This is a genomic window from Paraburkholderia bryophila, assembly GCF_013409255.1.
Taxonomy (GTDB): domain Bacteria; phylum Pseudomonadota; class Gammaproteobacteria; order Burkholderiales; family Burkholderiaceae; genus Paraburkholderia.
On the sequence record NZ_JACCAS010000002.1, the window covers coordinates 707,260 to 732,983 of the forward strand.

20 protein-coding genes are annotated in these 25,724 nt (G+C 61.9%); 8 read left to right on the plus strand and 12 right to left on the minus strand.

The annotated features are described in order from the left end of the window. Positions 1 to 8: 8 nt before the first annotated feature. Genes GGD40_RS24520 through GGD40_RS24530 form a run of 3 tightly spaced genes read right to left on the minus strand, consistent with a single transcriptional unit; the run spans position 9 to position 5,370 of the window. Positions 9 to 3,194 carry an efflux RND transporter permease subunit gene (locus GGD40_RS24520; protein WP_035558919.1) on the minus strand — a complete coding sequence of 1,062 codons (3,186 nt, stop codon included), beginning with the start codon at positions 3,192 to 3,194 and terminating at the stop codon, positions 9 to 11. A 57-nt stretch (positions 3,195 to 3,251) separates the two neighbouring features. Next, on the minus strand, positions 3,252 to 4,472 hold the full coding sequence (locus GGD40_RS24525) for an efflux RND transporter periplasmic adaptor subunit (protein ID WP_179745393.1): 1,221 nt from the start codon (positions 4,470 to 4,472) through the stop codon (positions 3,252 to 3,254). A gap of 43 nt (positions 4,473 to 4,515) precedes the next feature. Next, on the minus strand, positions 4,516 to 5,370 hold the full coding sequence (locus GGD40_RS24530; protein ID WP_176057544.1) for an alpha/beta hydrolase: 855 nt from the start codon (positions 5,368 to 5,370) through the stop codon (positions 4,516 to 4,518). Positions 5,371 to 5,543: 173 nt separating this feature from the next. Between GGD40_RS24530 and GGD40_RS24535 the strand changes: the two genes are divergently transcribed. Together GGD40_RS24535 and GGD40_RS24540 are read left to right on the plus strand one after the other, a co-directional pair. Continuing rightward, on the plus strand, positions 5,544 to 6,548 hold the full coding sequence (locus GGD40_RS24535; protein WP_179712268.1) for a LysR family transcriptional regulator: 1,005 nt from the start codon (positions 5,544 to 5,546) through the stop codon (positions 6,546 to 6,548). Between the two features lie 235 nt (positions 6,549 to 6,783). Beyond that, the gene (locus GGD40_RS24540; RefSeq protein WP_179745394.1) at positions 6,784 to 7,098 is read left to right on the plus strand and encodes a DUF4148 domain-containing protein; all 315 of its coding nucleotides are present in this window, start codon (positions 6,784 to 6,786) and stop codon (positions 7,096 to 7,098) included. Positions 7,099 to 7,337: 239 nt separating this feature from the next. Here GGD40_RS24540 and GGD40_RS24545 read toward each other — a convergent pair whose 3' ends face one another. Continuing rightward, complete coding sequence (locus tag GGD40_RS24545; RefSeq protein WP_179745395.1) at positions 7,338 to 8,411, minus strand: purine-nucleoside phosphorylase; 1,074 nt, start codon at positions 8,409 to 8,411, stop codon at positions 7,338 to 7,340. Positions 8,412 to 8,682: 271 nt separating this feature from the next. Here GGD40_RS24545 and GGD40_RS24550 point away from each other — a divergent pair, with 271 nt between their 5' ends. Continuing rightward, the gene (locus GGD40_RS24550) at positions 8,683 to 9,663 is read left to right on the plus strand and encodes an aldo/keto reductase (RefSeq protein WP_179712261.1); all 981 of its coding nucleotides are present in this window, start codon (positions 8,683 to 8,685) and stop codon (positions 9,661 to 9,663) included. 7 nt (positions 9,664 to 9,670) lie between these two features. Here the strand turns inward: GGD40_RS24550 and GGD40_RS24555 are convergent, their stop codons facing one another. The 7 genes from GGD40_RS24555 to GGD40_RS24585 all read right to left on the minus strand — a co-directional run bounded on the left by GGD40_RS24555 (position 9,671) and on the right by GGD40_RS24585 (position 20,144). Continuing rightward, a complete protein-coding gene (locus tag GGD40_RS24555; RefSeq protein WP_179745396.1) occupies positions 9,671 to 10,576 on the minus strand; it encodes a cation diffusion facilitator family transporter in 906 nt (301 codons plus the stop codon). 154 nt (positions 10,577 to 10,730) lie between these two features. Next, positions 10,731 to 11,693 (minus strand): anti-sigma factor, encoded by a 963-nt coding sequence (locus tag GGD40_RS24560; RefSeq protein WP_179745397.1) that lies wholly within the window; start codon positions 11,691 to 11,693, stop codon positions 10,731 to 10,733. Continuing rightward, a complete protein-coding gene (locus GGD40_RS24565; RefSeq protein ID WP_179712257.1) occupies positions 11,690 to 12,247 on the minus strand; it encodes an RNA polymerase sigma factor in 558 nt (185 codons plus the stop codon). Before GGD40_RS24565 ends, GGD40_RS24560 begins: the two co-directional genes overlap by 4 nt. 172 nt (positions 12,248 to 12,419) lie before the next feature. Then, the gene (locus GGD40_RS24570; protein ID WP_179745398.1) at positions 12,420 to 13,175 is read right to left on the minus strand and encodes a superoxide dismutase; all 756 of its coding nucleotides are present in this window, start codon (positions 13,173 to 13,175) and stop codon (positions 12,420 to 12,422) included. A 159-nt stretch (positions 13,176 to 13,334) separates the two neighbouring features. Further along, positions 13,335 to 18,176, minus strand: a complete 4,842-nt coding sequence (locus GGD40_RS24575) for an NAD-glutamate dehydrogenase (protein WP_179745399.1) — start codon at positions 18,174 to 18,176, stop codon at positions 13,335 to 13,337. Positions 18,177 to 18,333: 157 nt separating this feature from the next. Further along, the gene (locus GGD40_RS24580; protein ID WP_179745400.1) at positions 18,334 to 19,110 is read right to left on the minus strand and encodes an alpha/beta fold hydrolase; all 777 of its coding nucleotides are present in this window, start codon (positions 19,108 to 19,110) and stop codon (positions 18,334 to 18,336) included. Next, entirely contained in the window at positions 19,107 to 20,144 is a 1,038-nt protein-coding gene (locus GGD40_RS24585) for a M14 family zinc carboxypeptidase (RefSeq protein WP_179712249.1), read from the minus strand. Before GGD40_RS24585 ends, GGD40_RS24580 begins: the two co-directional genes overlap by 4 nt. 326 nt (positions 20,145 to 20,470) lie before the next feature. Between GGD40_RS24585 and GGD40_RS24590 the strand changes: the two genes are divergently transcribed. The 5 genes from GGD40_RS24590 (at position 20,471) to phnE (ending at position 25,014) form a co-directional block, all read left to right on the plus strand. Then, positions 20,471 to 21,067, plus strand: a complete 597-nt coding sequence (locus GGD40_RS24590; protein ID WP_179745401.1) for a PAAR domain-containing protein — start codon at positions 20,471 to 20,473, stop codon at positions 21,065 to 21,067. Positions 21,068 to 21,070: 3 nt separating this feature from the next. Beyond that, positions 21,071 to 21,688 (plus strand): type VI secretion system amidase effector protein Tae4, encoded by a 618-nt coding sequence (locus GGD40_RS24595; protein WP_179745402.1) that lies wholly within the window; start codon positions 21,071 to 21,073, stop codon positions 21,686 to 21,688. Positions 21,689 to 22,224: 536 nt separating this feature from the next. Continuing rightward, positions 22,225 to 23,157, plus strand: a complete 933-nt coding sequence (phnC, locus tag GGD40_RS24600; protein ID WP_179745403.1) for a phosphonate ABC transporter ATP-binding protein — start codon at positions 22,225 to 22,227, stop codon at positions 23,155 to 23,157. Between the two features lie 40 nt (positions 23,158 to 23,197). Beyond that, positions 23,198 to 24,175 (plus strand): phosphonate ABC transporter substrate-binding protein, encoded by a 978-nt coding sequence (phnD, locus tag GGD40_RS24605; protein WP_179712243.1) that lies wholly within the window; start codon positions 23,198 to 23,200, stop codon positions 24,173 to 24,175. Beyond that, on the plus strand, positions 24,172 to 25,014 hold the full coding sequence (gene phnE / locus GGD40_RS24610; RefSeq protein WP_179745404.1) for a phosphonate ABC transporter, permease protein PhnE: 843 nt from the start codon (positions 24,172 to 24,174) through the stop codon (positions 25,012 to 25,014). The genes phnD and phnE overlap by 4 nt, the downstream gene beginning before the upstream one ends. Positions 25,015 to 25,059: 45 nt before the next feature. Here the strand turns inward: phnE and GGD40_RS24615 are convergent, their stop codons facing one another. Further along, on the minus strand, positions 25,060 to 25,713 hold the full coding sequence (locus GGD40_RS24615; protein ID WP_257030570.1) for a hypothetical protein: 654 nt from the start codon (positions 25,711 to 25,713) through the stop codon (positions 25,060 to 25,062). Positions 25,714 to 25,724: the final 11 nt, after the last annotated feature.

Below are 25,724 nucleotides of genomic sequence, written 5' to 3' on the forward strand. Positions count from 1 at the left end.
TTTTCTCCTCAGGCTTCCGTCGCCGACGCGCCATAGTGCGGCGAATCCTTCTGCGCGACGTGAATCGTCCCGCCCGCCAGCGTACGCAGCACCACATAGAACACCGGGGTCAGCATCAGACCGAACAGCGTCACGCCGAGCATGCCGAAGAACACCGCGATACCCATCGCGTGGCGCATCTCCGAACCGGCTCCGCTCGACAACACCAGCGGTACCACACCCATGATGAAAGCGATCGAGGTCATCAGAATCGGCCGCAGACGCAAGCGGCTCGCCTCGATCGCAGCCGACAGCGGCGTGTGCCCGTCGTGTTCGAGCTCGCGAGCGAACTCGACGATCAGAATCGCGTTCTTCGCCGACAAGCCCACCAGCACCATCAAACCGATCTGCGTGAAGATGTTGTTGTCGCCTCCGGTGAGCCACACGCCGGTCAGCGCCGACAGCACGCTCATCGGCACGATCAGGATCACCGCGAGCGGCAACGTCAGGCTTTCATACAGTGCCGCCAGCACGAGGAACACGAGCAGCACGCTGATCGGGAACACCCACAGGCCCGCATTGCCGGCAAGGATCTGCTGATACGTCAGGTCGGTCCATTCGAGCTTCACGCCGTGCGGCAAGGTTTCCGCCGCTACGCGTTCGGCCGCGGCTTGCGCCTGGCCCGACGAGAAGCCCGGCGCCGGTCCACCGTTGATGTCGGCAGCCGTATAGCCGTTGTAACGCACCACCATTTCCGGACCATAGGTCGGCGTGACCGTCACCAGCGACGACAACGGCACCATGTCGCCCGCCGCATTGCGCGTCTTCAGTTGCAGGATGTCGTCGGCACGTTGACGGAACGGCGCATCGGCTTGCACTCGCACCTGGTACACGCGACCGAACTTGTTGAAGTCGTTCACATACAACGAGCCCAGGTAAATCTGCATCGTGTTGAACACGTCCGTGACCGGCACACCGAGTTGCTTGGCCTTCACGCGATCCAGGTCGACGTTCAATTGCGGCACGTTGATCTGATAGCTCGAGAAGGTCGGGCCCAGTTCAGGCGTTTGCGCCGCTTTCTTCACGAACGCTTCCGCAGCCTTGTTCAATTCCGCGTAACCCACCGCGCCGTGATCCTCCAACTGCATCTTGAAGCCGCCAAGCGTGCCGAGACCGAGCACCGGCGGCGGTGGGAACACCGCGACGAACGAGTCTTTGATCGCACCATATTTCTGGTTCAACGCACCGGCAATCGCACCGGCCGAGAGCGTCTTGTTACCACGCTCCTTGAACGGCTTGAGCGTGACGAACACGATGCCCGCGCTCGAACTATTCGTGAAGCCGTTCACCGACAAACCCGGGAACGCCACCGCGCTTTCCACGCCCGGTTGCTTCAGCGCGATCGCGCTCATGTCGCGAATCACCTTTTCCGTGCGGTCCAGCGACGCGCCGTTCGGCAACTGCGCGAAGGCGATCAGGTATTCCTTGTCCTGCGCCGGCACGAAGCCGCCCGGCACCACGTGAGAGATCAGCACGGTGCCGCCCAGCAGAATCGCGTACACCGCGAGCATGGCGCCCTTACGACGCAGCACACCGGTCACGCCCTTGCCATACGCCGTGGAACCGCGATGAAAGACCTTGTTGAAGCGCTTGAAGAAACCGCCCAGCAGGCGATTCATCACGCGCGTCAGGAAGTCTTCTTTCGCGCCATGGCTGCGCAACAGCATCGCAGCCAACGCCGGCGACAAAGTCAGCGAGTTGAACGCCGAGATCACCGTCGAGATCGCGATGGTCATCGCGAACTGCTTGTAGAACTGACCCGTCAGGCCCGTCATGAACGCGAGCGGCACGAACACGGCGACCAGCGTCAGCGCGATGGCGATAATCGGCCCGCTCACTTCCTGCATGGCCTTGTACGTCGCATCACGCGCACTGAGCCCGTTTTCGATATTCCGCTCGACGTTCTCCACCACCACGATCGCATCGTCCACCACGATCCCGATCGCGAGCACCATGCCGAACAATGACAACGCATTGATCGAGAAGCCGAAGGCGAGCAGCAGCGAGAAGGTCCCGATAATCGACACCGGTACCGCGATCAACGGAATGATCGACGCACGCCACGTTTGCAGGAACACAATCACCACGATCACCACCAGCGCGATCGCTTCGAGCAACGTATGGATAACCGCCTCGATACTCGAACGCACGAACTGCGTCGGGTCGTAGACGATCTTGTATTCGACGCCCGCCGGCATGTCTTCCGACAGTTCCTTCATCGCGGCGCGAACCTGATCGGAAATGGCCAGCGAATTCGCCCCCGGCGCCTGATTGATCGCGAGCGCCACCGCCGGCTTGTTGTCGAGCAGCGAACGCAGGCCGTATTCCGACGCCGCGAGTTCGACCCGCGCAATGTCACGCAGATAGGTCACGCCGCCGTCCGGCGTCGTCTTGACGATGATGTCGCCGAATTCGCCCTCAGTCTTCAGACGGCCACGCGCATTCACCGACAACTGCAGCTGCGTGCCCGGCACCGAAGGCGATGCGCCGATGACACCGGCCGCCACCTGAATGTTCTGCTCACGGATCGCGTTGACCACTTCGGTCGCCGTCAACCCGCGTTGCGCGACTTTCTGCGGATCGAGCCACACACGCATGGCGTAGTCGCCCGAACCCCACAACTGCACTTCGCCGACACCCTGAATCCGCGCCAGACGATCCTTGACGTTCAGCAGCGCGTAGTTGCGCAGATACGTCATGTCGTAGCGGTTATTCGGCGAGATCAGGTGGACCACCATGGTCAGCGTGGGCGAGCTCTTGATCGTGGTGATACCGAGCCGTTGCACGTCTTCCGGCAGACGCGGCAGCGCCTGATTGACGCGGTTCTGCACCAGTTGCGTCGCGAGGTCCGGGTTGGTGCCGAGCTTGAAGGTCACCGTCAGCGTGAGATTGCCGTCGCTATTGGCTTGCGACTGCATGTACAGCATGTTCTCGACGCCGTTGATCTGCTCTTCGAGCGGCGAAGCGACGGCTTCGGCGATCACTTTCGGATTCGCGCCCGGATACTGCGCGTGCACCACCACGGACGGCGGCACGACTTCCGGGTACTCCGAGATCGGCAGCTTGAAGAGCGAAATAATGCCCGCCAGCAGGATCAATACCGACAACACGCCGGCAAAGATCGGCCGATCGATGAAGAATTTGGATATGTTCATGGGATGCTCTTAACGTTGGAGCATGCGCCGCTCAGTTCAAACCGCGGCGCACTCGGCTCACGAATTCTTGTCCGCTTTGGTGCGTGCCTGCGTGGGGGTCTGGGCAAGCGGCGCGCTGTTCGGATCCTGATCGGCGTCCATCGGCACCATGTGGGCGCGCACCGTGTCGCCTGGGCGAACACGCTGAATACCGTTCACGACGATGCGGTCGGTCGCCTGCAAACCGCCCTTGACCACACGCAGATTGCCCTGCATGGAGCCCACCGAAATCCCGCGATACACCACGTGATTGCTCTGGTCGACCACCAGCACGAACTTCTTGTCCTGATCGGTGCCGACCGCGGCGTCGTCGATCAGCAGCGCCGGATGCGGCGCGCTGCCACCGACCTTCACGCGTGCGTACAGACCCGGGATCAACGCACCGTCCTCGTTATCGAAGCGCGCGCGCACCCGGATCGTGCCGGACGACGTGTCGAGACGGTTGTCGACCGATTCGATCGTGCCGCTGCGCGAGTAGCCGGTTTCATCCGCGAGGCCGAGTTCCACCGGCACCTTGCTGCCGTCTTTCGCACGGCTCAGGTACTGCAGGTAGGTTTGTTCGTCCGCGTCGAACGACGCGTAGATCGGCGAAACCGACACCAGCGTAGTTAGCGGCGTGGCGCTTGCACCTGCCGCCACCACGTTGCCCACCGTGATTTCCGCGCGCGACACGCGGCCCGCCACCGGCGCGACGATCTTCGTGTAGCCGAGATTGATGCGAGCGGTTTCGAGCGCGGCTTGCGCGGCCTTCAGGTTGGCGCTCGCTTCGCGCGCGGCGTTCTGGCGGTCGTCGTAGTCGCGCTTGGCGATCGCGTTGTCGACGATCAGGCGTTGCGCACGCTCCCAGTCGCTTTGCGTGTAACCCGTGCGCGCCTGAGCGGCCGCGAGTTGCGCTTCGGCGCGATCCACTTCTGCCGCGTACGGACGCGGGTCGATCACGAACAGCGTGTCGCCCTTCTTCACGAGCGCGCCGTCCTTGAAGTTGACGGACACGATCGTGCCCGGCACCTGCGAACGCACGTCCACTTTTTCGACGGCCTCCAGACGGCCCGAATAGCTCTGCCAATCGGTAATCGTCTTCTGCACCACCGTGGCAACATCGACTTCCGGCACGATGGTCGGCGCGGCCGGCGAGCTTGCGTCGACGCGGATCGCGCCGAACGTTCCCAGCCCGGCCACGACGATGACGGCAAGCGCTGCAATCGCCACGCGGCGACGGGAAAGAGGAAGAATAGTCATGAAAAGCTCCCGGTATCGTTGATGGATTTCTGCTTATTTCTGTTCATCGATGGGCGCGTGCGTCGAAGCGCCATTGAAAAAATTGCACCGCTTCCTGCAGCGCGGGCGGATGGTCGGCCAGAGCGGCATGCGACACGCTCGGATAGCGGACCACCTGGGTCTGCACGCCCGCGTCGATCAGACTGCTGGCGTATTTCTCCGCCTCCACGTGCAGCACGTCGTTTTGCGCCGTCGCGATCAGCGTGGCCGGCAGCCCCGCGAGACGACACGATTCGAGCGGCGCGGCATACGGATGCATGCGTTGCGAAGCTTGCGGCAAGTACGCGCGATAACACGCCGCGCACTCTTTGGCCGTGATATCCGAGCCGAGCCGCTTTTCGTCGCCGAGCCGCGTGAGGCTCGGATCGAGCATCGGCCCGAACAGCGCCTGCGCGGCAATCTGCACGTCACCACGATCACGCGCGATGAAAGCGAGGCAATTGGCCAATTGCCCGCCCGCATCGTGGCCGGCTACGCCAACCTTCCTGCTATTACCGCCAAACGCGCGTGCCCGCGTTTGCACCCACAGCGCCGCGCGATGCGCGTCTTCCGGCGCCGCGGGAAACGGAAACTGCGGCGCCAGCGAATAACCCACCGACACCACTAGCGCCGGTAAGTGTTCTGCGAAATACCGGGCGGCGTAGTCGGCCTGTTCGATCGAGCCCTTCGTAAAGCCGCCGCCGTGGAAATAAAGCAATACGGGCAGTGCGGTCTTCTTGCCTTGCCGGTACAAACGCAACGTAATGTCCTGAGCGTGCCCTTCGATCTGCACGTCGGTAACTTCAAGGGCCGTGCTGTCCGCCTCTGCCAGGCTGATGCCGGAGGGCACGAAGGAGTACGGCGGTTTAAATGCATCCATGTCGAGCCGCGCAATGCGCATAGAACTTCAATGGTGCGAATTGTGGGTTCGGCAGACTCCTAAATAAATGCCTATAATCCGGCAACACAATTCGGCGCCCCTGAACAATCAGTTGCGATTGTCTGCGGATTCGTTTTCCCGCCCGGTGCGCCCGCCCCTTCCGGAGGTTTGCAATGGACCGGCTTCAGGCCATGCAAGTGTTCACGCGTGTCGTCGACACAAATAGTTTTACCCGCGCAGCGGAAACGCTCGACCTGCCGCGCGCATCCGTCACCACCATCATTCAGAATCTCGAAGCGTTCCTCGGCACGCGCCTGATGCACCGGACCACGCGGCGTTTGTCGCTCACACCGGACGGCGCGGCGTACTACGAACGTTGCGTGCGCATCCTTGCGGATGTCGAAGAGACCGAGGCCAGTTTTCAGAGCGGCAATAAAAAGCCGCACGGTAAGCTGCGCATCGACATGCCGGGGTCGATCGGCCGCCTGCTGGTGATTCCTTCGCTGTGTGAATTCCACACCCGCTATCCGGACATCGACCTGCAACTCGGCTTGACGGATCGGCCGGTCGACCTGCTGCAGGAAGGCGTGGATTGCGTGGTGCGCGTGGGCGCGCTACAGGATTCCTCGCTGGTGGCGCGACGCATCGGCCTGTTCGAGGGGGTGACCTGCGCGGCGCCGGATTACATCGAGCGGGCGGGTATGCCGTCTTCACTCGAAGATCTGGAGAATCACAAAGCAGTCAATTACTTCTCAAGCCGCACGGGACGCACGCTCGATTGGGCCTTCATGGTGGATGGCAAAGAAGTTGAAGTGAAGATGAAGAGCATCGTGTCGGTGAACGACGCGGACGCTTACGTGACTTGCGGACTCGAAGGCTTCGGTTTGATTCAGCCGGCGCTCTTCATGGTGCTGCCGCATCTGCGGTCGGGTCAGTTGATAGAAGTGTTGCCGGAACTGAAGCCTTTGCCGATGCCAATTTCCGCAGTCTATCCGCACAGTCGCCATCTGTCGCCTAAAGTCCGCGTTTTCGTAGACTGGATTGCAGAGCTATTCGATCGTTGCCCGTTGTTGAGTGGACGCGGCACTCTCGACGCAACCTGTACGAAGCGTACTTTCGAAGAACGCGAGTCCGCGCCGACACTCGACACACCCGTGATCACCGAATGGGTTGCTTGAGCAACGAGAATTGCACGGCAATTGAAGTACAGTTTCTGGAACAGTGAATTCCAACCGCGGCGCTAATGCCGCGGTTGCCTCGATCTACCGCCATTCGCGCGGCCTTCACAACGATTGTTCCGGAATCGCGACAATTCATTTCGTGAAAGTGCGATTTATCCGCACTGTCTCGAAGTCTACATTTCACCCTGTCGCGGCGCTGCTTGCGCTGCAAACGAATCGACAGAGGTGAATCATGAAACGCAATCTCCTGGCTGGTCTCGCTCTTTCGCTGCTTGCAAGCGCACCGGTGTTCGCACAGAGCAATGGCGGCGGTATCGGCCGCGCCGGTACTTATGAAACGCAACCTGCCGCAACGGTGGCTGCGGCCGGCAAGACGCGTGCGGAAGTGCAGGCTGAACTGGTCGCCGCGTATCGCGACGGTTCGCTGCCCTCGCTGAATCGCACCACGTATCCGAACAAAGGCTTGGTCGGTCAAACGCAGGCAGCACGTATTGCCTTGCAGGAAAGCCACGACGGCGACGTCACGCGCGTCGCCGAAAAACAGTAACGCAGTGAAGTGAAGCGGCCGCAATGATTCGGTTTCCAAAAGAAACGCTCCGCGCGGCGCCAACCATGCACTCTTCAAAAAGGAGCACATCATGACACCCTCTGAACTCGACCATTGGGATACTGACGCACCCGTTTGGACGCCGTACCGCGCGCCGCAACGGTAAGTGTGTTGTTGGTAGCAGATGAGCCTGGCTGCGGTGTCGATCCTCCTCAGCCAGGCTTGTTGGCTAGATAGAACTAGCGCTTCGGCACGCCGTCACGCCACTCGCCCCAATGCGTGGCGATATCCTGCACCAGCGGATTGCCGGAGCGGAACAGGTTTTCAATCGCAATCGTGAAGCCACCTTGCGACGCGTAGTTGAGCAGGTTGTCCGCGCTCGTCTGTCCATCGTAAGGACGGTCGAAATCGGAGCCCGCACGCAGCACGGCTACACGATTCAAATCGACCTTGTGTACGGAAGCGGCACGTTTCAGCGCCTCGTAGGTGGCGTTGTCTTCCTGCTGCGTCGTGCAGTAAACCCCTTTGCCATCCGTCAGAATCTTGGTCCAGTCGCGAGCGCGCTGTCCGATCAACGTGCCGGACCACCACGTATCCCCCGCAAGCGTGTCGCACTGAACCACCGACGGCGGCCGATTGGCCGGCGCGTACGAATACTTGGCCCGCGCGGCCTGAGCCTGCGCGTCGTCCGACAAGGCGACGTTACGCGACAACGCAAACGCCGTATCGGCGAGCTGCGTATTCAACTGGAACACCTCGGTCTTATAGTCCAGCGGCGGCTTCGCCGTGGGACCCGTGGTATTGATGCCGAGGTAGCCGGTATTCCAGTTCGACGGAATTTCACGCCCATCGATCTCCCACTGAATCCCGAAGTCCACCAGATATTTCGCCCATGCGGCCGAACCCACGGTGCCCTGTTGCGGATCGATCCCGGCGATACCGGCAACCATGAAATACGTGTGCCGCAAATCGAAACGCGGCGAGAACGTGAGCGCCATGATCGATGCAGCCGCGTTGGTGTGCCCCATACCGGTGGTCATCACGCACACATCCTGCCTGTTGCAATGGACGGTCGGGTAATCGGGCGACAACCCATCTACCGTAATGTCGCGCCACGGTCCAAGCCGGTCTAGCCACACCTGGCCTTCCGGTCCGAACATCGAAATGATCATGACCTTGACGGGGCGGCCGTGCGAGCCAGCGTCGGCTTGCGAGAAATCGCCGTTGTCGTCAGCGCTGGCCGGGCCGGGCGTAAAGGCCGCGCAGGCCGCGAGCGTAACAGCGCAGAAAGCGCCGAGTGTGCGAGTCAGCATCGAGTTCTTCCTTTTTGCTTGTGATGCAGGTTGGGAAAGAGTGCCGCTTTCAAGCCGGAAGAAGTATAGGTGTGAGGAAATCATTTGCCACTACGCAGCGCATCATTTCCCGTGCTCGATTGAGATCGCGGCGCGAAATCACATGCGAATCAGCTCAATACGCATTTTTCGCCAGGTTCTTATAATCGATGGTTCGCAGCATGCCCCGAATGGAATCCCGTTCAAAGGTGCACCGCCTTTGTGCACCTCACTTCGTACCTGGAGCATCACGATGGACTATGTGAAACTCGGCCGCACCGGCCTCGACGTATCGCGTCTTTGTCTTGGCTGCATGAGCTACGGCGTGCCCGCTCGCGGCACCCACCCCTGGTCGCTCGACGATGAAGCGTCGCGCCCCTTCATCAAACAGGCGCTCGACTACGGCATCAATTTCTTCGATACCGCGAACGTTTATTCCGACGGCACCAGCGAAGAAATCGTCGGCCGCGCGCTGAAAGACTTTGCCAAACGCGACGAGATCGTGCTGGCCACCAAGGTCAATAGCCGCATGCATCCCGGTCCGAACGGCGCCGGTCTGTCGCGCAAGGCGATCATGTCGGAGATCGACAAAAGCTTGCGGCGCCTGGGCACGGACTACGTCGACCTGTATCAGATCCATCGGTGGGACTACGAGACGCCGATCGAAGAAACCATGGAGGCGCTGCACGATGTCGTGAAGGCCGGCAAGGCCCGCTATATCGGCGCGTCGTCGATGTACGCGTGGCAGTTCGCCAAAGCGTTGCACGTCGCGGAAAGCCATGGCTGGACGCGTTTCGTGACCATGCAGAACTACGTGAATCTGCTGTATCGCGAGGAAGAGCGGGAAATGCTGCCGCTGTGCGAAAACGAGGGCATCGGCGTGATTCCGTGGAGTCCGCTGGCGCGCGGGCGTCTGACACGCGACTGGAATACCGAAAGCGCACGCTCCGAAACCGACGAATTCGGCCAAACGCTGTATGCGCAGACCGAAGACGCGGATCGCAAAATCGTCGAACGGGTCAGCAAGATTGCCAGCGACCGCGGTGTACCGCGCGCGCAGGTCGCGTTAGCGTGGGTGTTGCAGAAGCAGCCGATCACTGCGCCGATTGTCGGCGCGACCAAGCTGCATCATCTGGACGATGCGGTCGCCGCGCTGTCGTTGAATCTGAGCGACGACGAAATCCGCCAGCTTGAAGAACTGTATGTACCGCACGCGGTGACCGGCTTCAAGTAAGCCGGTTTCAAACGCGCGGCACGTCCGGCTCGAAAAACACCCAGCGGACTTGCGGGAATGCTGCCTGCAAGTCCGCTTCGATCACGTTGATTGCGTCCACCATCGCGCGGCCGCTGGCGTAGTCGATCATTTCGGCCTGCACGGCCACCACCACGTGGCGGCCCCATTGCAGCGTGATCATATTGATGATGCTGCGAATTTCGGTCCGCGCCTGCAAATGCGCCTCGATCGCGCGACGCACTTCCGGGCTCGCCGACTCGCCGACAATCATCGACTTCACCTCGCGCGCTACCAGCCACGCGATCACCATCAGCAGCAGTCCCACGCCGATCGAACCTAGCGCGTCGTAGACAGGATTGCCGGTCACCATGGTCAGCAGCACGGCGACGAACGCCATCGCGAGCCCCGCCAACGCCGCGATATCCTCACCCGCGACGACCAGCAAATCGGATTCGCGCGTCTCGCGAAACCAGCGCCACATGCTTTTGTCCGGGTGCGTCTTGCGGATTTCCTTCACCGCGCCCCACAACGACAACGCCTCCAGCACAACCGACACGCCAAGCACCACCAGTGCTACATAGGCGTACTGCAGCGGCTCACGCTCGAACAATCGATGCACACCTTCATACACCGAGAACGCGCCGCCGACAAAGAACAGCAGCAGCGCCACCAGCAGCGAATAGAAATTGATCTCGCGTCCGCTGCCCATCGGGTGCAACGGGCTCGCCGGTTTGCGCGCTTCACGCAGACCGAATAGCAGAAGCAGTTGATTGCCGCAGTCGGCGGTCGAGTGAATCGCTTCGGCGAACATCGAACCGGAACCGGTAAACGCAGCGGCGGCGAACTTGAAGATCGCAATGCCGAGGTTGGCGGCGAGCGCATAGAAAATGGCTTTCGGCGATTCTTCTTTCATCGTCGTGGAGGGTGTCGGTGGGATCGGCGCCAATCATACCGCACCGCCTCCACACGACGAACTCGACTCGCCTTGGCCGATCAATACAAGCGCAACAACACGAAGTCGGCGGCCTTTCACGAACGACCCGGCGCATCCGTCGACGACAACCGGATCAAGCTCGCGGATCGGGCACACCGTTGTCGTTGCTGCCGACCGTAGTCGTCACCTGCCCGTTGTACAACTGCTTGCCGAGCGCGTCGAGATCCACTGTGCCGGGTTCGCCGATCAGCGCGTAGCCGAGCTGCCCGCGACGCCATGAAACCACGGCCATGCCGTGCACATTGCCGTCCGACGGCGCGGCGTCCGCCTTCGCCTCCTTCAGCACGCACAGTGCGACAGGGTTGCCCTTTTGCGGCAAATAGACGATCTGCACGAGCGCCTTGTCATGAAAGCGTAGGCGCTGCACACGCTTGAAGGTGAGGCCCTGACTGCTTAGATCGGGAATCTGCATCGCGAGGTTGTCGACGTGGCGAATGTCGGCGACGGTGGCGGTCGTCACGTTCATGTCGGGCTGCAACAGCGCGACCGTATCGCGCGTGTAAAGCTGCTGATAGCCGGCGGCCGCCTTGATCCACGGCATCATGGCGGCGTCGCTCGACGCAGTGACAACGCTACCGCTACCGTTGTTGCCGCTGCCCGCCAATTGCGGCACCAGTCGCAACGCGAGGCCACAACAGAATGCGCCCGCAACGAACGCGACGGCGAGCTTCGGCCACGACAGCGTGGGCAGTGACTTGGCGCGTGGCTTAAAACGATGCACGTTCTCGCCCAAAGACACTTCTTCGGGCTCGCTGCGGCGCGACGCATCGGCCACGCCGGCCGACTGCTGCTGTGCGGACGCATTCGCGAGGTGCTGACGGATCATCTCGTCGACACTCCGGCTCAACGATTCAGGCACCGGCGGCAGTGATTGCTGATCGAATGCTTCCGCATAGGGGAGTTGCGACGCGCGCAACATCGACACGCGCGAGGCGATCTCCGCGGATTCATGGATCGCATGTTCGACTTTCACGCACTCGTCGTCCGGCAGATCGCCGTCGACGTAGGCTAGCAGGATGGCGTCATCGATCTTCATTGCGCCGCTCTCTGTGTGTTGCCGGTTGAGCGCGCCGCCGACGCGTCGCGCTCGCCGAATTGCGCGCCGATAGTCTGACGCGCGCGGGACAGCCGGCTCATGATCGTGCCGATCGGCACGCCGAGCGTTTCGGCTGCTTCTGCATAGCTCATTCCTTCGACCGCGATCAGCAGCATCACGATCCGTTGCGCGTCGGGCAAACGCTCGACGGCCGCGATGATCTCGCCGCTCAGCAAGCTCGTTTCCGGATTGCGTGCGCCGGGATCGGCCACCGTCTCGAGAAAGTTATCGTCCCATTCCATGCTCGAACGGCTGCGCACATTACGCGCGCGCAATTCGTTGATCCAGGTGGAGTGAACGATCGAGAACATCCAGCTCAGCGGCGACGTGCCCGGCTGCAATTGACTGGCGCGTTCGAGCCCTCGCACGCAGGCACGCTGGAGTACATCTTCGGCGTCGTGCTGATTTCCGCACAGCCGCAAGGAGAATGCCCACAGCCGCGGCAGCATGCCCGGCAGCAAATTCGGCAGATTCTCGGCATCTGCTGTTGACATGATTGACTGGCTGAAAGCAGGGGTTGCGGGCGGGCGAGGCGGCCGAAAAACCGGCCGTTGCGGGCAGGCCACGAAGTTCGCGGATTGTACAACGTTAGTCATACTGCTGCTGCCGCAAAAGAATGCATGGAACCCGACAATCCGGCCGTTTGAGATGTGGCGCCAACCCCGGTTAAACGCGCTCGAAGTTAGCCGACGCGAACGCCCAATTCAGATGACGCGAGACGGTCGCCACCAGATAGTCCGGACGGCGGTTCTGATAGTCGAGGTAATACGCGTGCTCCCATACATCGACCGTGAGAAGCGGCGCGAGGCCGGCCGTGAACGGCGTTTCCGCGTTGCCCGTCTTGACGACCGCGAGTTCGCCGCGATCGACCACCAGCCATCCCCAGCCGCTACCGAATTGCGACGCCGATGTCGCGACGAGCGCTTTCGACAGCGCTTCGATCGAGCCGAACTTACGTTCAATCGCGGCCTGCAATTTTGCGCTCGGCGCGCTTGAAGCCGTCGAAGCCGGACTCAGCGAGTTCCAGTAGAAGTTGTGATTCCACGCTTGCGCCGCGTTGTTGAATACGTCGGCGAGCATCGGCTGATCGTGCGACTGCACGATGATCTGCTCGAGCGACGCCTGTTCGAGCGGCGTGCCAGCTAGTAGCTTGTGCAGATTGTCGAAGTACGCCCGATGATGCTTGCCGTAGTGAATCCCAACCGTGCGCGCAGAGATGGTCGGCTCAAGGGCGTTTTCCGCGTACGGCAGCGGTGGCAGCGTTTGCGGTGACACCCCGAGATACGCGGGCACGACGCTGAGCGTCGGCTTCGCGGCAGTCGGCGCCGTCTGGCCGAAAGCAAATCGGGAGAGCGCGACACCGGCCGAAGCCAGCGACCCGGTCGCAATCAGGCGACGGCGGGAAATGAGCGAATTGAGCATGACAGGTACCGTGATGGTGGAGAGAGCGCGGCCATCGCCCGAATGACGGTGAGTCGTGGCCACTCACACAGAACAGTTGAACTTGTCCGGCTATTCCAACGTAAAGCGAATTTCTTCTCGCGACACGTTGTCGATTCGCTCACCCTTTCCGCTCTCGCCTTACGCCCTTTCCAGCGCCGCCATCTCGCGCACGATCACCAGCAGCATCGACAGACTCGCGCCGCCCGTGGCCCGCAAATCGGCCAGCAAACGACCGTAGCGTTCGAGCTGCGCAACACGTTTGTAGCGCCAGGCCTGAACCAGCGCATCCGGCGTCGACGCGTCGTCGGCGCCGGTTAGCGCACTCGTGGTCAGCGCGCGTTTCAGGCGGGCAAGCTCGGCCAGCGCCGTGGCGCGTGCGAGCATGTCCCAGTGCGTGGGCGCGGGCAACGCCGCCGCACGCTCGCTGATCCAGCTGTAGTTCAGCAGCGTGCCGAGCGCGAAGTACACCCCCGCCACGAGTTCGAGGCTGCGTCCGCAGGTCGACGCCACTTCGGCGATATCGAGCAACGCGGCCGAGATCTCGCCGCTCGCAATCCGCACCGCGAGTTCACCGTCCACGCCGGCATCCACCAGTACGCGCTGGCGCTCGGACAATGCCTCGAGATCTGCGTCCGGCAACAACGCGGGCCATTGCGGCGCGAGGCGCTGCGCCGCGTCGCGGCAACGCGCGAGCAAGCCGGCCACATCGCCGTTGCTGACCGCGCCCGATTGCAACTGCCGCAAAAACCACAGCGCCGAACGTTCGACAAGCCGCGCGACTTCGACGAACATGCGCGCCTGCACGTCGTCGGCGACGCGGTTGTCGAGCGCGTCGATACTGCGCCAGACGTCGTCGAGATCGAACACGTCGCGCGCCATGATGCAGGCGCGCACGATATCGCCGGGCTGCGCGTCGGTTTCCTCCATTAACCGATGCACGAACTCGCAACCTACCCGGTTGACCAATGCATTGGTCAAATGCGTCGCGAGGATTTCGCGGCGCAACGGGTGACGCTGCATCGGTTCGCTAAAACGCTGACGCAACGGTTTCGGAAAGTACTCGACCAGCATGTCGCTGACGAGCGGGTCTTCCGGCATGGTCGAGTCGAGCAGCGCGTCGTATAGCCACATCTTGCTGTAAGCGAGCAGCACCGCGCGTTCGGGCGTGGTGAGGCCTTGTTTCGCCGCCAGCCGTTCGGCGACTTCTTCGTCGGTCGGCAGAAACTCGATCACGCGATTCAGGCGCCCCGCGCGTTCGAGATAACGCATCAGACGCGCCTCCGCATCGAGCAACTCGACGCCGTAGCGGCCCGCAATCGACAGCGCCTGGGTCTGGTAGTAGTTGTCCTGCAACACGAGCAGGCCGACTTCGTCGGTCATTTCGGCAAGCAACGCGTTGCGCTGCTTCTCGGTCATCTCGCCATCCGCCACCACCAGTCCCAGCAGGATCTTGATGTTGACCTCATGGTCCGAGCAGTCAACGCCCGCGGAATTGTCGATCGCATCCGTATTGATGCGGCCGCCGCGCTGCGCGAACTCGATACGCCCGAACTGCGTGAGACCGAGATTGCCCCCTTCGGCGACGACCTTGCAATGCAGATCGGCGCCGTTCACACGGATCGCGTCGTTGGCGCGGTCGCCGACTTGCAGGTGCGTTTCGCGGCTCGCTTTCACATACGTGCCGATGCCGCCGTTGTAAAGCAGATCGACCGGCGCCTGCAAAATCGCCCGCATCAACTCGGTCGGCGCAAGCGCCGGCACGCTGATGCCGAGCACCGACTGCACCGCCGGCGATAAAGGAATCGTCTTGGCGGTACGCGGAAACACGCCGCCGCCCGCCGAGATCAGCGCAGGATCGTAATCGGCCCAGCTCGAACGATCCAGAACGAACAGACGCCCTCGTTCGGCGAGACTGCTTGCCGGATCGGGATTCGGATCGAGGAAGATGTGGCGGTGATCGAATGCGGCCACCAGCCTGATATGCGGCGACAGCAGCATGCCGTTGCCGAACACGTCGCCCGACATGTCGCCCACGCCGACCACCGTGAAGTCCATGGTCTGCGTATCGACGCTCATTTCGCGGAAGTGCCGCTTGACCGACTCCCACGCGCCGCGCGCGGTGATCGCCATCTTCTTGTGGTCGTAGCCGACCGAGCCGCCCGACGCGAACGCGTCGTCGAGCCAGAAGCCGTATTCCTGCGAGATCGCGTTCGCAAAGTCGGAGAACGTCGCCGTGCCTTTGTCGGCAGCGACCACCAGATAGGGATCGTCGGGATCGTGCCGCACCACGTCGGGCGGCGGCACCACGGTCGTGCCCGCGAGGTTGTCGGTGACATCGAGCAGGCCGCGCAGGAAGGTCTGATAGCACGCCACGCCTTCGCGCATCCACGCATCGCGCTCGCTTTGCGGCGGCGGATTCTTCACGACGAAACCGCCCTTCGAACCGACCGGCACGATCACCACGTTCTTCACCATCTGCGCTTTCATCAGGCCGAGCACTTCCGTGCGGAAGTCCTCGCGTCGATCCGACCAGCGCAGACCGCCGCGCGCCACGCGGCCACCGCGCAAATGCACGCCTTCCACGCGTGGGGAGTACACCCAGATTTCGAACATCGGTTTCGGCTCGGGCAAGCCGGGCACTTGCGATGGATCGAACTTGAACGACAGATACGGTTTCGGCTTGCCGTCCGCGTTGAAGCGGTAGTAGTTGGTGCGCTGCGTGGCCTTGATCACACCGAGAAACTGCCGGAGTATGCGGTCCTCGTCGAGATTCGGCACCTGATCGAGCGCACTGTCGATCGTGCGCAGCCAGCCGTCCACGCGCGCCTCGCGTGTCTCGCCCAGCACCGGATCGAAACGCGCGATGAACAGCTCGACCAGCATCCGCGCAATCGCCGGGTTGCCAGTCACTGCACGTTCGATATATGCGTCGCTGAAGGTCGAGCCGACCTGGCGCAGATACTTCGCATACGCACGCAGTATCGTCACCTCGCGCGCATTCAGTTGCGCGCGCAACACGAGTCGATTGAAATCGTCGCTTTCGATCGCGCCGGTCCACACCTGCTCGAACGCTTCCTCGAACAGATCCTTGACGCGTTCGATATCGAACTCCGCGTCGTCCGCGAGTTCGAGGCCGAAGTCATGAATCCACGCGGGTGTAGCGTCCAGTGCTTCGATCAGATACGGCCGTTCTTCGTCGACCCGCACGCCCAGATGTTCGAGCATCGGCAAACTGCGCGACAGCGCGATCGGCAAACCGGCGCGGTAGACCTTGAAGCGGAACGCACGTGGACCCGCTTCGATCGGGCGATACAGGTTCATCGCGAGCCGCTCGCTGCCCTGCACGCGTTCGATCAGCTCGATATCGCGCACCGCAGTGCGCGCGGGATAATCGTCGCGATAGCCGGCCGGAAACGAATCCGCGTAATGTTGCAGCAGACGGTTGCCCTGCTCTTCGCCGAAGGCGTCGAGCAATGCGTCGGCCAGATCGTCCTGCCAGCGGCGCGCCACATGCACGAGCCGCGCCTCCAGTTCTCGCGTGTCGACGTTGGGCATGCCGCCCGGTTTTGCATGCACGACAAAATGAATGCGCGCCAGCGTCGACTCCGACAGCAGCGGCGTGAATTCGACGTTCTCGCCGTTGAACGCTTCAGCCAGTAACGTCGCGATACGTTGCCGCAAATCGGTGTTGTACTTGTCGCGTGGCACGAACACCAGACACGACACGAAACGGTCGAAACGATCGCGCCGTATAAACAGACGCGTGCGTTGATGTTCCTGCAAACGCAGCACGCCGAGCGCGATGTCGTAGAGCTGGTTTTCGTCGGCCTGGAACAGTTCGTCGCGCGGATAGGTCTCGAGCACCGTCACCAGCGATTTCGCCAGATGACCTTTAGGCAGGAATCCGGCTCGCCGCACGATATTCGCGCATTTACGCCGCACGATCGGAATCTCGGCGGCCGAGACGAAATAAGCGGTCGACGTATAGAGGCCGATGAAACGACGCTCGCCGGTCACCTTGCCGTCCGCACCGGTCAGCTTGATACCGACGTAGTCCAGATAACCCGGACGATGCACCGTGGCGCGTGAATTCGCCTTGGTCAGAAAGATCGGCGACGAACCGGCGATGATGTCGGCGGCGGCCGGCGGCAACGGCGTGACATCGGGCGCCCCGATGGGCCGCAGTTCGTCACGCAGAATGCCAAGCCCCGAGCCCGCCACCGGCCGCAAACCGTAGCCGATATCGTGCTGCACCAACTCATAATCGCGCTGGCCGAGAAACGTGAAATGATCGGCTACCATCCATTCGAGGAACGCGCGCGCCTCGAGTCCTTCCGGCCCGGCCTCCCCCGCCTTCATGCCTTTGATCGTGCCGCGCGCGAGTTCGACGATCTTCGGCCAGTCTTCCACCGCGGCGCGCACGTCGCGCAATACCTTCGCGATTTCGTCGCGCAGCGCGTCGAGTTTTGCGGCGTCGCCGCATCGGTCGACTTCGAAGTGAATGAACGAGGTGAGCTGCGAGCGCGAGTCGGTGGCCTCTTCGGCGCCCTGGCCGACGCGTGTGATCGCCCCGTCGGGGCCGCGCCAGATCCGGAACACCGGATGCACGACCGAATGCAGCGCAAGCCGCAGACCGTTGACCGCCATCGACACCGAATCGACCAGAAACGGCATGTCGTCGTTGACGATTTCGATCACGGTGTGATCGGAATGCCAGCCGTGCTGTTCGAGGATTGGGTTATAGACGCGGAGTCGTTCGGTGCCGGGCACGAAGCGCTGCGCGGTTTGCCAGTGCGCGAGCGCAGCGCCGTAGAGATCGGCGATCGAGCGGCTTTGCAGATCGTCGGCGTCGACGAAATCGTAGTAATGCCGCAGAAAGGGCTCGACGATGTGGAAGGTCGGCTCCGGCAAACGCCCCCGCGCAAATTCGACGACATCGTTCAGCAGGTGTGTAACGGCTTCTTCGTTCTTGGCTTGCATGATCAACTCCCCCGGCTAGTGGCTACGGCGAGTATCGATTGATTCGCAGGCATCGACTGAACGGGATTATGCACCTGCCACCCTTCACACGATGCGTGAGCACCGCTAGGTTATACCCGCTGACGCCCGCAAGTCCGTTCGTGCGCCGGCTTGCCGCTCAGAACACCGGCTGCGAATCCGCGTAGTCTTGCGCGAGCCATGCACGCACCTGTTCGGCGGTCCACGCCGGATCGTCGTGCGGCAGATCGTGGCTCGCCCAACCATGCTCGCGATGCGATGCATGCCACGCGGCCGCGAGTTTCGTCGAGCACGCCGGGTCGACCAGTCTATCGTTGCGCGACGATAGAATCAGCAGCGGACAGTGCGGCTGTGCAGCATGCGCGGTAAAACGCGCCGCCGCCCACAATTGCCGCAGCGCATTGCCGCGACTCACCGGTCTGCTGCGGCGAATCGCGCTCCACGCGTCAAGATCGGCGCCCAATGTTTCAACGTTATTGCACGTCAGGCGATGAATACCCTGTTCGGCGCGGCGCGCATCGCTCCAATGCGCTGCAACGCGCAACAGCCCAGGCCACGCAGAAGGCCGCAGCCGCTCCTGCATGCGGCTGAACGGCCGCATGCTCGTGTTGATCAGCACCAGGCGTTCGATCTCGCCGGGATAGCGCTGCGCCCAGTCCGTCGCCACCATGCCGCCTAGCGACATGGCCAGCACGCAATACGGACCCGGCACACCGCTTTGCGCGGCAGCGCGCCGCACGAAACTCACCATGTCCGCGACGCTTGCCGGCGCGCGCAAATGCGCGAACTCGCCGTTGCCCGGCAGATCGATCAGCAACGGATGGTCGATGCCGGCGGCGTCCCGCAGCGCGTCGGGCAAGCGTCCCCAATGACGTGTTTCGCGCGTGAGGCCGCGCAGCAGAATCCACGTGCTCATACGAGGTCCGGGGTGTACCAATGGTCGATCGCGCATTGCAGCAGTTGCTCGCGGCGATTGCCTTGCGGCAGCCAGCGCTGCGACGAAAAAGCCGCGCGCGCCAGGAAGTCGAACAGGTTCGCATGACGCCGCAACACGCGTGCGGTGCGATGCGCCTTGACCGGATTGAACATGCCCTGGCGCGAGAACAATTGCCGCGGGTTCTTCTTGATCCACAGCCACGAGCCGAGTTCGAGGGTCATCGGCAGGAAGACGTTGGCGGCGGGCGCGCGGTCGTACGCAAAGTCCCACAGATCGCCGTGCAACAGATATTGATGGCTCTGCGGTTCGAATGCGTAGCCGTGATGCGGATGCGCGCGTTCGAACATCGTCTTCAGCACGTACATTTCCGGCAGATGCGGCATCAGCTTGCGGGTTCGCGCGTAGGGAAACCAGATGCTGTCTTTCCAGCCGTAGCCCGAGTGGCAATCGAGCGCGATGCTCAGGGGCCGGGCGGCCAGTTCGGCTTCGACCACTTTTAGCAGCGCGGCGGCCTCCGCTTCCATCGGTTCGCCTTCGCGGCCGCGATACCACGGCAGCCACGCGCCCACGCGCTGACCGCCGGCCAGCAACGGCACGCGTTCGTCGGCGTTCTGCGGCGCATTGCGCATCAGGTCGACGCCGTTCGGATTGGCGCGTGTGGCTGCCCACATACCGCCGGGATTGACGATCGGCATAAAGATCAGACGAATGGATTGCAATTGACGTACCAGTAACTCGTCCCATTCGAGCCGCGCTAGAAGCGCACGCATGTAGTCGAGCACGAGTTGCGAGCCGATCCGCTCGAGCCCGTGGATACCGCCGAAAAAGCCGATAGCCGGTGCGAGTGGATCGGTCGAGCCGATGCTCGCCGTGCGCACGGCGAATTGCCGGCCGCGTACCGTTGTGTCGCAGACCGTGCGGATTTCGAAACTCGCGCTGCCCTGGTCGAGGATCGTGTTGAGATCTTCGTACTCCGCAAAACTGTCGGGCAGAAAGCTCAGGGGTTGCGGCATGAGGGCGTTGAAGGGAACTGCAAGGTTATTGGGGACCGCTTGCGGATAACGCAATATAGCCTGGTGGTGCGGGATCATGCATGACAGGTAAGCGCTGGGGCAGGAGCTGTCATGTGGGTGTCATTTTTCATGCAAATGAATGACTTCGAATTGCCTTTGCAAAGACTCAGGACCGACACGGAAAAATTGAAATGCATACGCCGTAAAACAAAAACGATGATTCGGTATCGGCGTAACGCGAATTTCGGATAATTCTGATACCCACGGCCGGCTAACCCAAACAGCCTGTCTCCCGAGGATTTTTTAACCCCGAAGGAGGCGAACGCATGACGCATCAATCAATACCGACCATTTACTACGCAGCGGTAGAAGGTGACCCGCTCGACAGCGCCAGCGGAAGTTATGTTCTGGCCACCACCAACGTCTGCACGATCGAGGGTGAGGACGGTCGGCACCGCCGAATAGCATTTATCGGTGACAGCGCATGGTGTGACGCGTGCCAGAGCATCGGCGTTATCGCGGGCGGCGCGCCGGTGCCTGAGAGCCGCCGCATGCTGGACATCGTAAACGGTGGCAGACGGCAGGCCGTGGGCGGCGATGCGGTCGTTTGCCGATGTGAGCGTCCTCCGCAAATCGTGGCCACGTATGGGCGACGTTGGCGCATTCTGGACGTCGGGTGTCGCGAATCGGCCGGGAGTCGTGTGGCGTCTTCCGCCACGCCAACCTCCTATGACGAACAGGTTCGATGCGCCGGGCGTGGCGCGACCAACGGCTATCCGTACTTCATCGAAACGGAAGACGGAAGGACCTTCTCGGGCCGACTGGAAAATGGCACACGCCTGCCCCGCATTCAAACCGGCGTAGCGAGCGATTACAGCGTCGTGTGGGGAGACGAAGCGTTGGCAAGGCACGAAGGAGTTTGAGCGATGCCGAATAAAATGACCGTGGTTAAAACCAACACGACGCAGGATTCAATCAAGGAAGTGCCGCTGAAGGCGATAACTTTCGATGAACTATGGAACAACTATCCCTCAGGTAATCCTTATGCCGATCCGGCCTATACGAACCAGTGTGCAATCCGGCTGAGCGTTACATTCCATCGCGTCGGCATTGCGATGAAGTCGTTCTCGGCGAAACGGGTTAAACCGATGTCAGGCGCGCCGACGATAGGCCGCGTCATCCTCGAGGGCAACGCGACCGCCACGCGCGCCGAGGAATTGGGGGAATGGCTGCAGCTGCAACCCTTTGCGGGGCTGCCACGGGCAGAAAATATCACTGGGCGAGACTGGGAATCGAAGGTTAAAGGGCGCAGGGGGATTATTCAGTTTTCGCGGTATTGGACACGCGGCGGCGAAAGCCAGGCCGATGCGAGCGGCGGACACATTGACCTGTGGAATGGTTCGAGGCTGACTATCAGCGGTGCCGCTAACGCCGTGGCAACGATTAGTCGGATGCTCGGTCGTCAGGCGTTCCGCCCCGGCAGCACGCTTGGTTGGTCTGATCTTGGACGCTCGAAGACTATTTTGTTCTGGGAAATAAAATGAGGCGTCTCATCGCGGCCACCTGTTTTGCAATGCTCGGCTTTGTCAGTCTATGGTGTTGGGCAGCCATCGCCGAAAGAATACCCGATCAATTTCGAAACTCCGTACGCCACGGGTGTTATGAAATTGGCAAGTGTCCAATGAGTTTCTTCGAGGGGTTTTTATTCTTTCTGCTCGTGTTTGGCCCTGCCGTCATATTCGGCGTTTCCGCGGCGATCTTCAGCAAAACCCGGCGCACGTGGCAATCCTGGTTGCAGTTGCTAGGAGGCTTGGTGGGATTGCACTGGGTTTTGATGTTGATCGATCGGTTGGCGTAGCAAGTCCGTCAATCGGGTAGGATCGCGACATGCACGCGCCATGGCGGGCGCTGTCACACGTCCGTCAATTTTTATGCAAGGCGTGTCTTCGAACTGCCTTTCAATCGCCGCAAAATCTTCACAAATACATATAGTCGTCTAGACGTTGCAACACCTTCACTCAACCGTCACAGACGCTTCCTAGAATGAGCCCCACACATGCTCGACGCATCAGGGGTACTTATGAAGTCAATCCAGGAAGCAATCCGTATCGAACGGCTCAGCAAGACGTTCAACAACGGCCGCAAGGCACTGGACGAAATCGACCTGCGCGTCGAAGCAGGCGAAATGGTGGCCTTGATCGGTGCGTCAGGCTCAGGAAAATCGACACTACTGCGCCATATCGCCGGCTTCACGCCCTCCGACGCGCAACCGTCGCAGATCTCGATTCTCGGCCGCCCGATCCAGCAGAACGGCCGCATCGTACGAGAAGTGCGCAGTATTCGCCGCGATATCGGCTTCGTGTTCCAGCAGTTCAATCTGGTGAACCGGCTCTCCGTCGAAACCAACGTGCTGGTCGGCGCGCTCGCGCGCCTCTCCTGGTGGCGTCGGCTGATCGGCCTTTTTCCGCGCGCGGAACGGGCCTTGTCGATGGCGGCACTGAATGAGGTCGGCATCGGCGAACACGCGCGCGAACGCGCCGCCAATCTCTCCGGCGGCCAGCAGCAACGCGCGGCACTGGCACGCGCGCTCGTGCAGCGCGCACGCATCGTGCTGGCGGATGAGCCGATCGCCTCGCTCGATCCGGAATCATCGCGCCGTGTGATGGACATGCTGCGCACGCTGAACGTCGAGCATCAACTCACCGTGCTGGTGTCGCTGCATCAGGTCGACATCGCGATGCAGTACTGTCCGCGCACGGTTGCGCTGCGCCGTGGCAAGGTGGTTTACGACGGCCCATCGGCCGCACTCAGTCCGGCACTGCTCAAGAAACTCTACGGCGACGACGCCCGCGAACTGCTCGACGAAACACACGACAAATCACACATTGAATCGCACGACGGCGCGGACGCAAATCACGCGCCGCACGACACCGCACCCACCGCAGCAGCACTAGACAGTTCCCCGCCGTCCACGCGTTACGCGTTCGCCCTGAATCCGGCGCACTCGAACTGAGCGCGCCAACCCTTTCCGCTCCCCTACCGGATCTCAACCGATGAAATTCCTGCGTTCACTGATCACGCTGACCGTCGGCGTGGCCGCCTTCGCCTGCGCCGCCACCGCCTACGCCGAAGACATCAACCTCGGCATCATCTCGACCGATTCGTCCTCGGTGCTGAAACAGCGCTGGGAACCGCTGATCGCCGATATGAACAAGCAAACCGGCCTGAACATCAAAGCGTTTTTCGCGACCGACTACGCCGGCATTATCGAAGGCATGCGCTTTAACAAGGTACAGGTCGGCTATTTCGGCAATGCGTCGGCGATCGAAGCGGTGGATCGCTCGCAAGGCGAAGTGTTCGCGAAGGTCCAGTACGCGAACGGCGCCGCCGGCTACAACTCCGTGCTGATCACGAACGTGAACAGCCGCTTCAAGACGCTCGACGACGTCTTCAAGAACACGAAAGACGTCACGCTCGGCTATGGCGATCCGAACTCCACGTCGGGCACGCTGATTCCCGGCTATTACCTGTTCGCGAAGCACAACGCGCCGGTCAATACGTCGTTCAAGACCGTGCTTCCGTCGAGCCATGAAGCGAACCTGCTGGCCGTGGTGAACAACAAGATCGACATCGCGACGAACAACACCGAAATGCTCGACACGCTAAAGCGACAGCATCCGGACAAGTTCGCCCAGGTGCGGGTGCTGTGGACCTCGCCGCTGATTCCGTCGGACCCGCTGGTGTGGCGCAAGGATCTGCCGCAAGCCACCAAAGACAAACTGCGCAACTTTTTCCTGAACTACGCGAAGACCGATCCGCATGAAAAAGCCGTGATGGCGGGGATTTTCGGCTACGGCGGTTTCGCGGCATCGTCGGATGCGCAACTGTTGCCGATTCGCCAGGTCGCACTGTTCCAGCAGAAGCAGAAGATCGAGGCCGACTCGCATCTGTCCGACGACGATCGCAAAACCCAAATGGCCGCGCTCGACGCCAAGCTGAGCGCGCTCAACACCGAGCAAGCCAAGCCATGAATACGGCCGATCCGATCGCGTCGCCGGCACGCGCGAGCGAAACGCTCGCCGCGCAGGCGGCCGCTCAACCCGCCCCGGCGGCACGCAAGCGTAGCTGGTTCTCGCTGCTCGGTTGGATCGCCCTGTTCGCGGTGCTGGGCAGCGCATGGCATAGCGCCGACATGCGTCCGCTGGATCTGGTGAGCGACTCCGGCAACATGGGCCAGTTCGCGAAAGACTTTTTTCCGCCGAACTTCACCGAATGGCGCACGTATCTGCATGAAATGATCGTGACGCTTTCCGTGGCGGTGTGGGGCACCGCGCTCTCGCTCGTCTGCGCGATACCGTGCGGCCTGATGTCCGCGCACAACATCGCGCCGATGTGGATCGTGCAACCGGTGCGCCGTCTGATGGACGCATGCCGCGCGATCAATGAAATGGTCTTCGCGATGCTGTTCATCGTCGCGGTCGGACTCGGACCGTTCGCCGGCGTGCTGGCGCTGTGGGTTCACACCACCGGCGTGCTCGCCAAGCTGTTCGCCGAAGCGGTCGAGGCGATCGATCCGCGTCCGGCAGAAGGCATCCGCGCAACCGGCGCCAGCCCGCTCGACGAAATCATTTACGCCGTGCTGCCGCAAGTGCTGCCGCTGTGGATCTCGTACGCGTTGTATCGCTTCGAATCGAACGTGCGCTCGGCAATGGTGGTCGGCATGGTCGGCGCGGGCGGCATCGGCGTGGTGCTGTACGAAGCGATCCGCTCGTTCGACTATGCGCAAACCTCCGCGGTCATGATCATGGTGATCGTGGTGGTGTCGGCAATCGATCTGGCCTCGGCCTGGCTGCGTGAGCGCGTGATCTGAAACGCCGTGCGCGATACGGTGCGATGCGGTGCCGTGCCGCTGTCATCAAGGTCGAAGCGGCGCCGCGTTACCCCGCAGCGCCGCGTCGACCTTGGTGAAAAACGCATCGTAGTCTTCGCGTGCAAGCACGGTTTTCGTCCGAGCGTCGCCGTTGCTGTCCCACACGGTATTGTCGAAACGCGCCCTCACGATCACGCCCGGACCGCTAACAGCCGGCCGCACGCTGACGAGCGCCGCGGTGTACTGGTGATCCGGTTTGGCCGGCAGCCCGCCAAGACGCGCTTTCAGTACGCCCCGCACCAGTTCACGCCACTTCTGCACCAGCACTTCGCTGCGGCCGCCCTCCACAAGCGCGGTATCGGCTTCCACCGTCACCGGCGCGTAGCCGCTCGCTTTCAATGCGGCGGCGACCGCCGTGAGCGCCCGCTCACTCGAAGCGCCCACAAAGCTGCGATCTCGCATGCCGGCCAGCGCGTTGCGTTCGGTCGCGGTCAGATCGACGCTCACCTGTGCCGAACTGTATTTCACCAGCGTGCCGCCCGATCCCGTTACCCGTTGATTCGGGTCCGGCGTGCTGCATGCCGCCAACGACGCGACCACCCCCACGCCGACGAAAACACGCAGCCATACCGGCCACTCGCTCGCAAGCGAGTAACAGAAAAGCTTGGATCTGGCATACGGCGACGTGGACAATGCCATTGCGATAACCG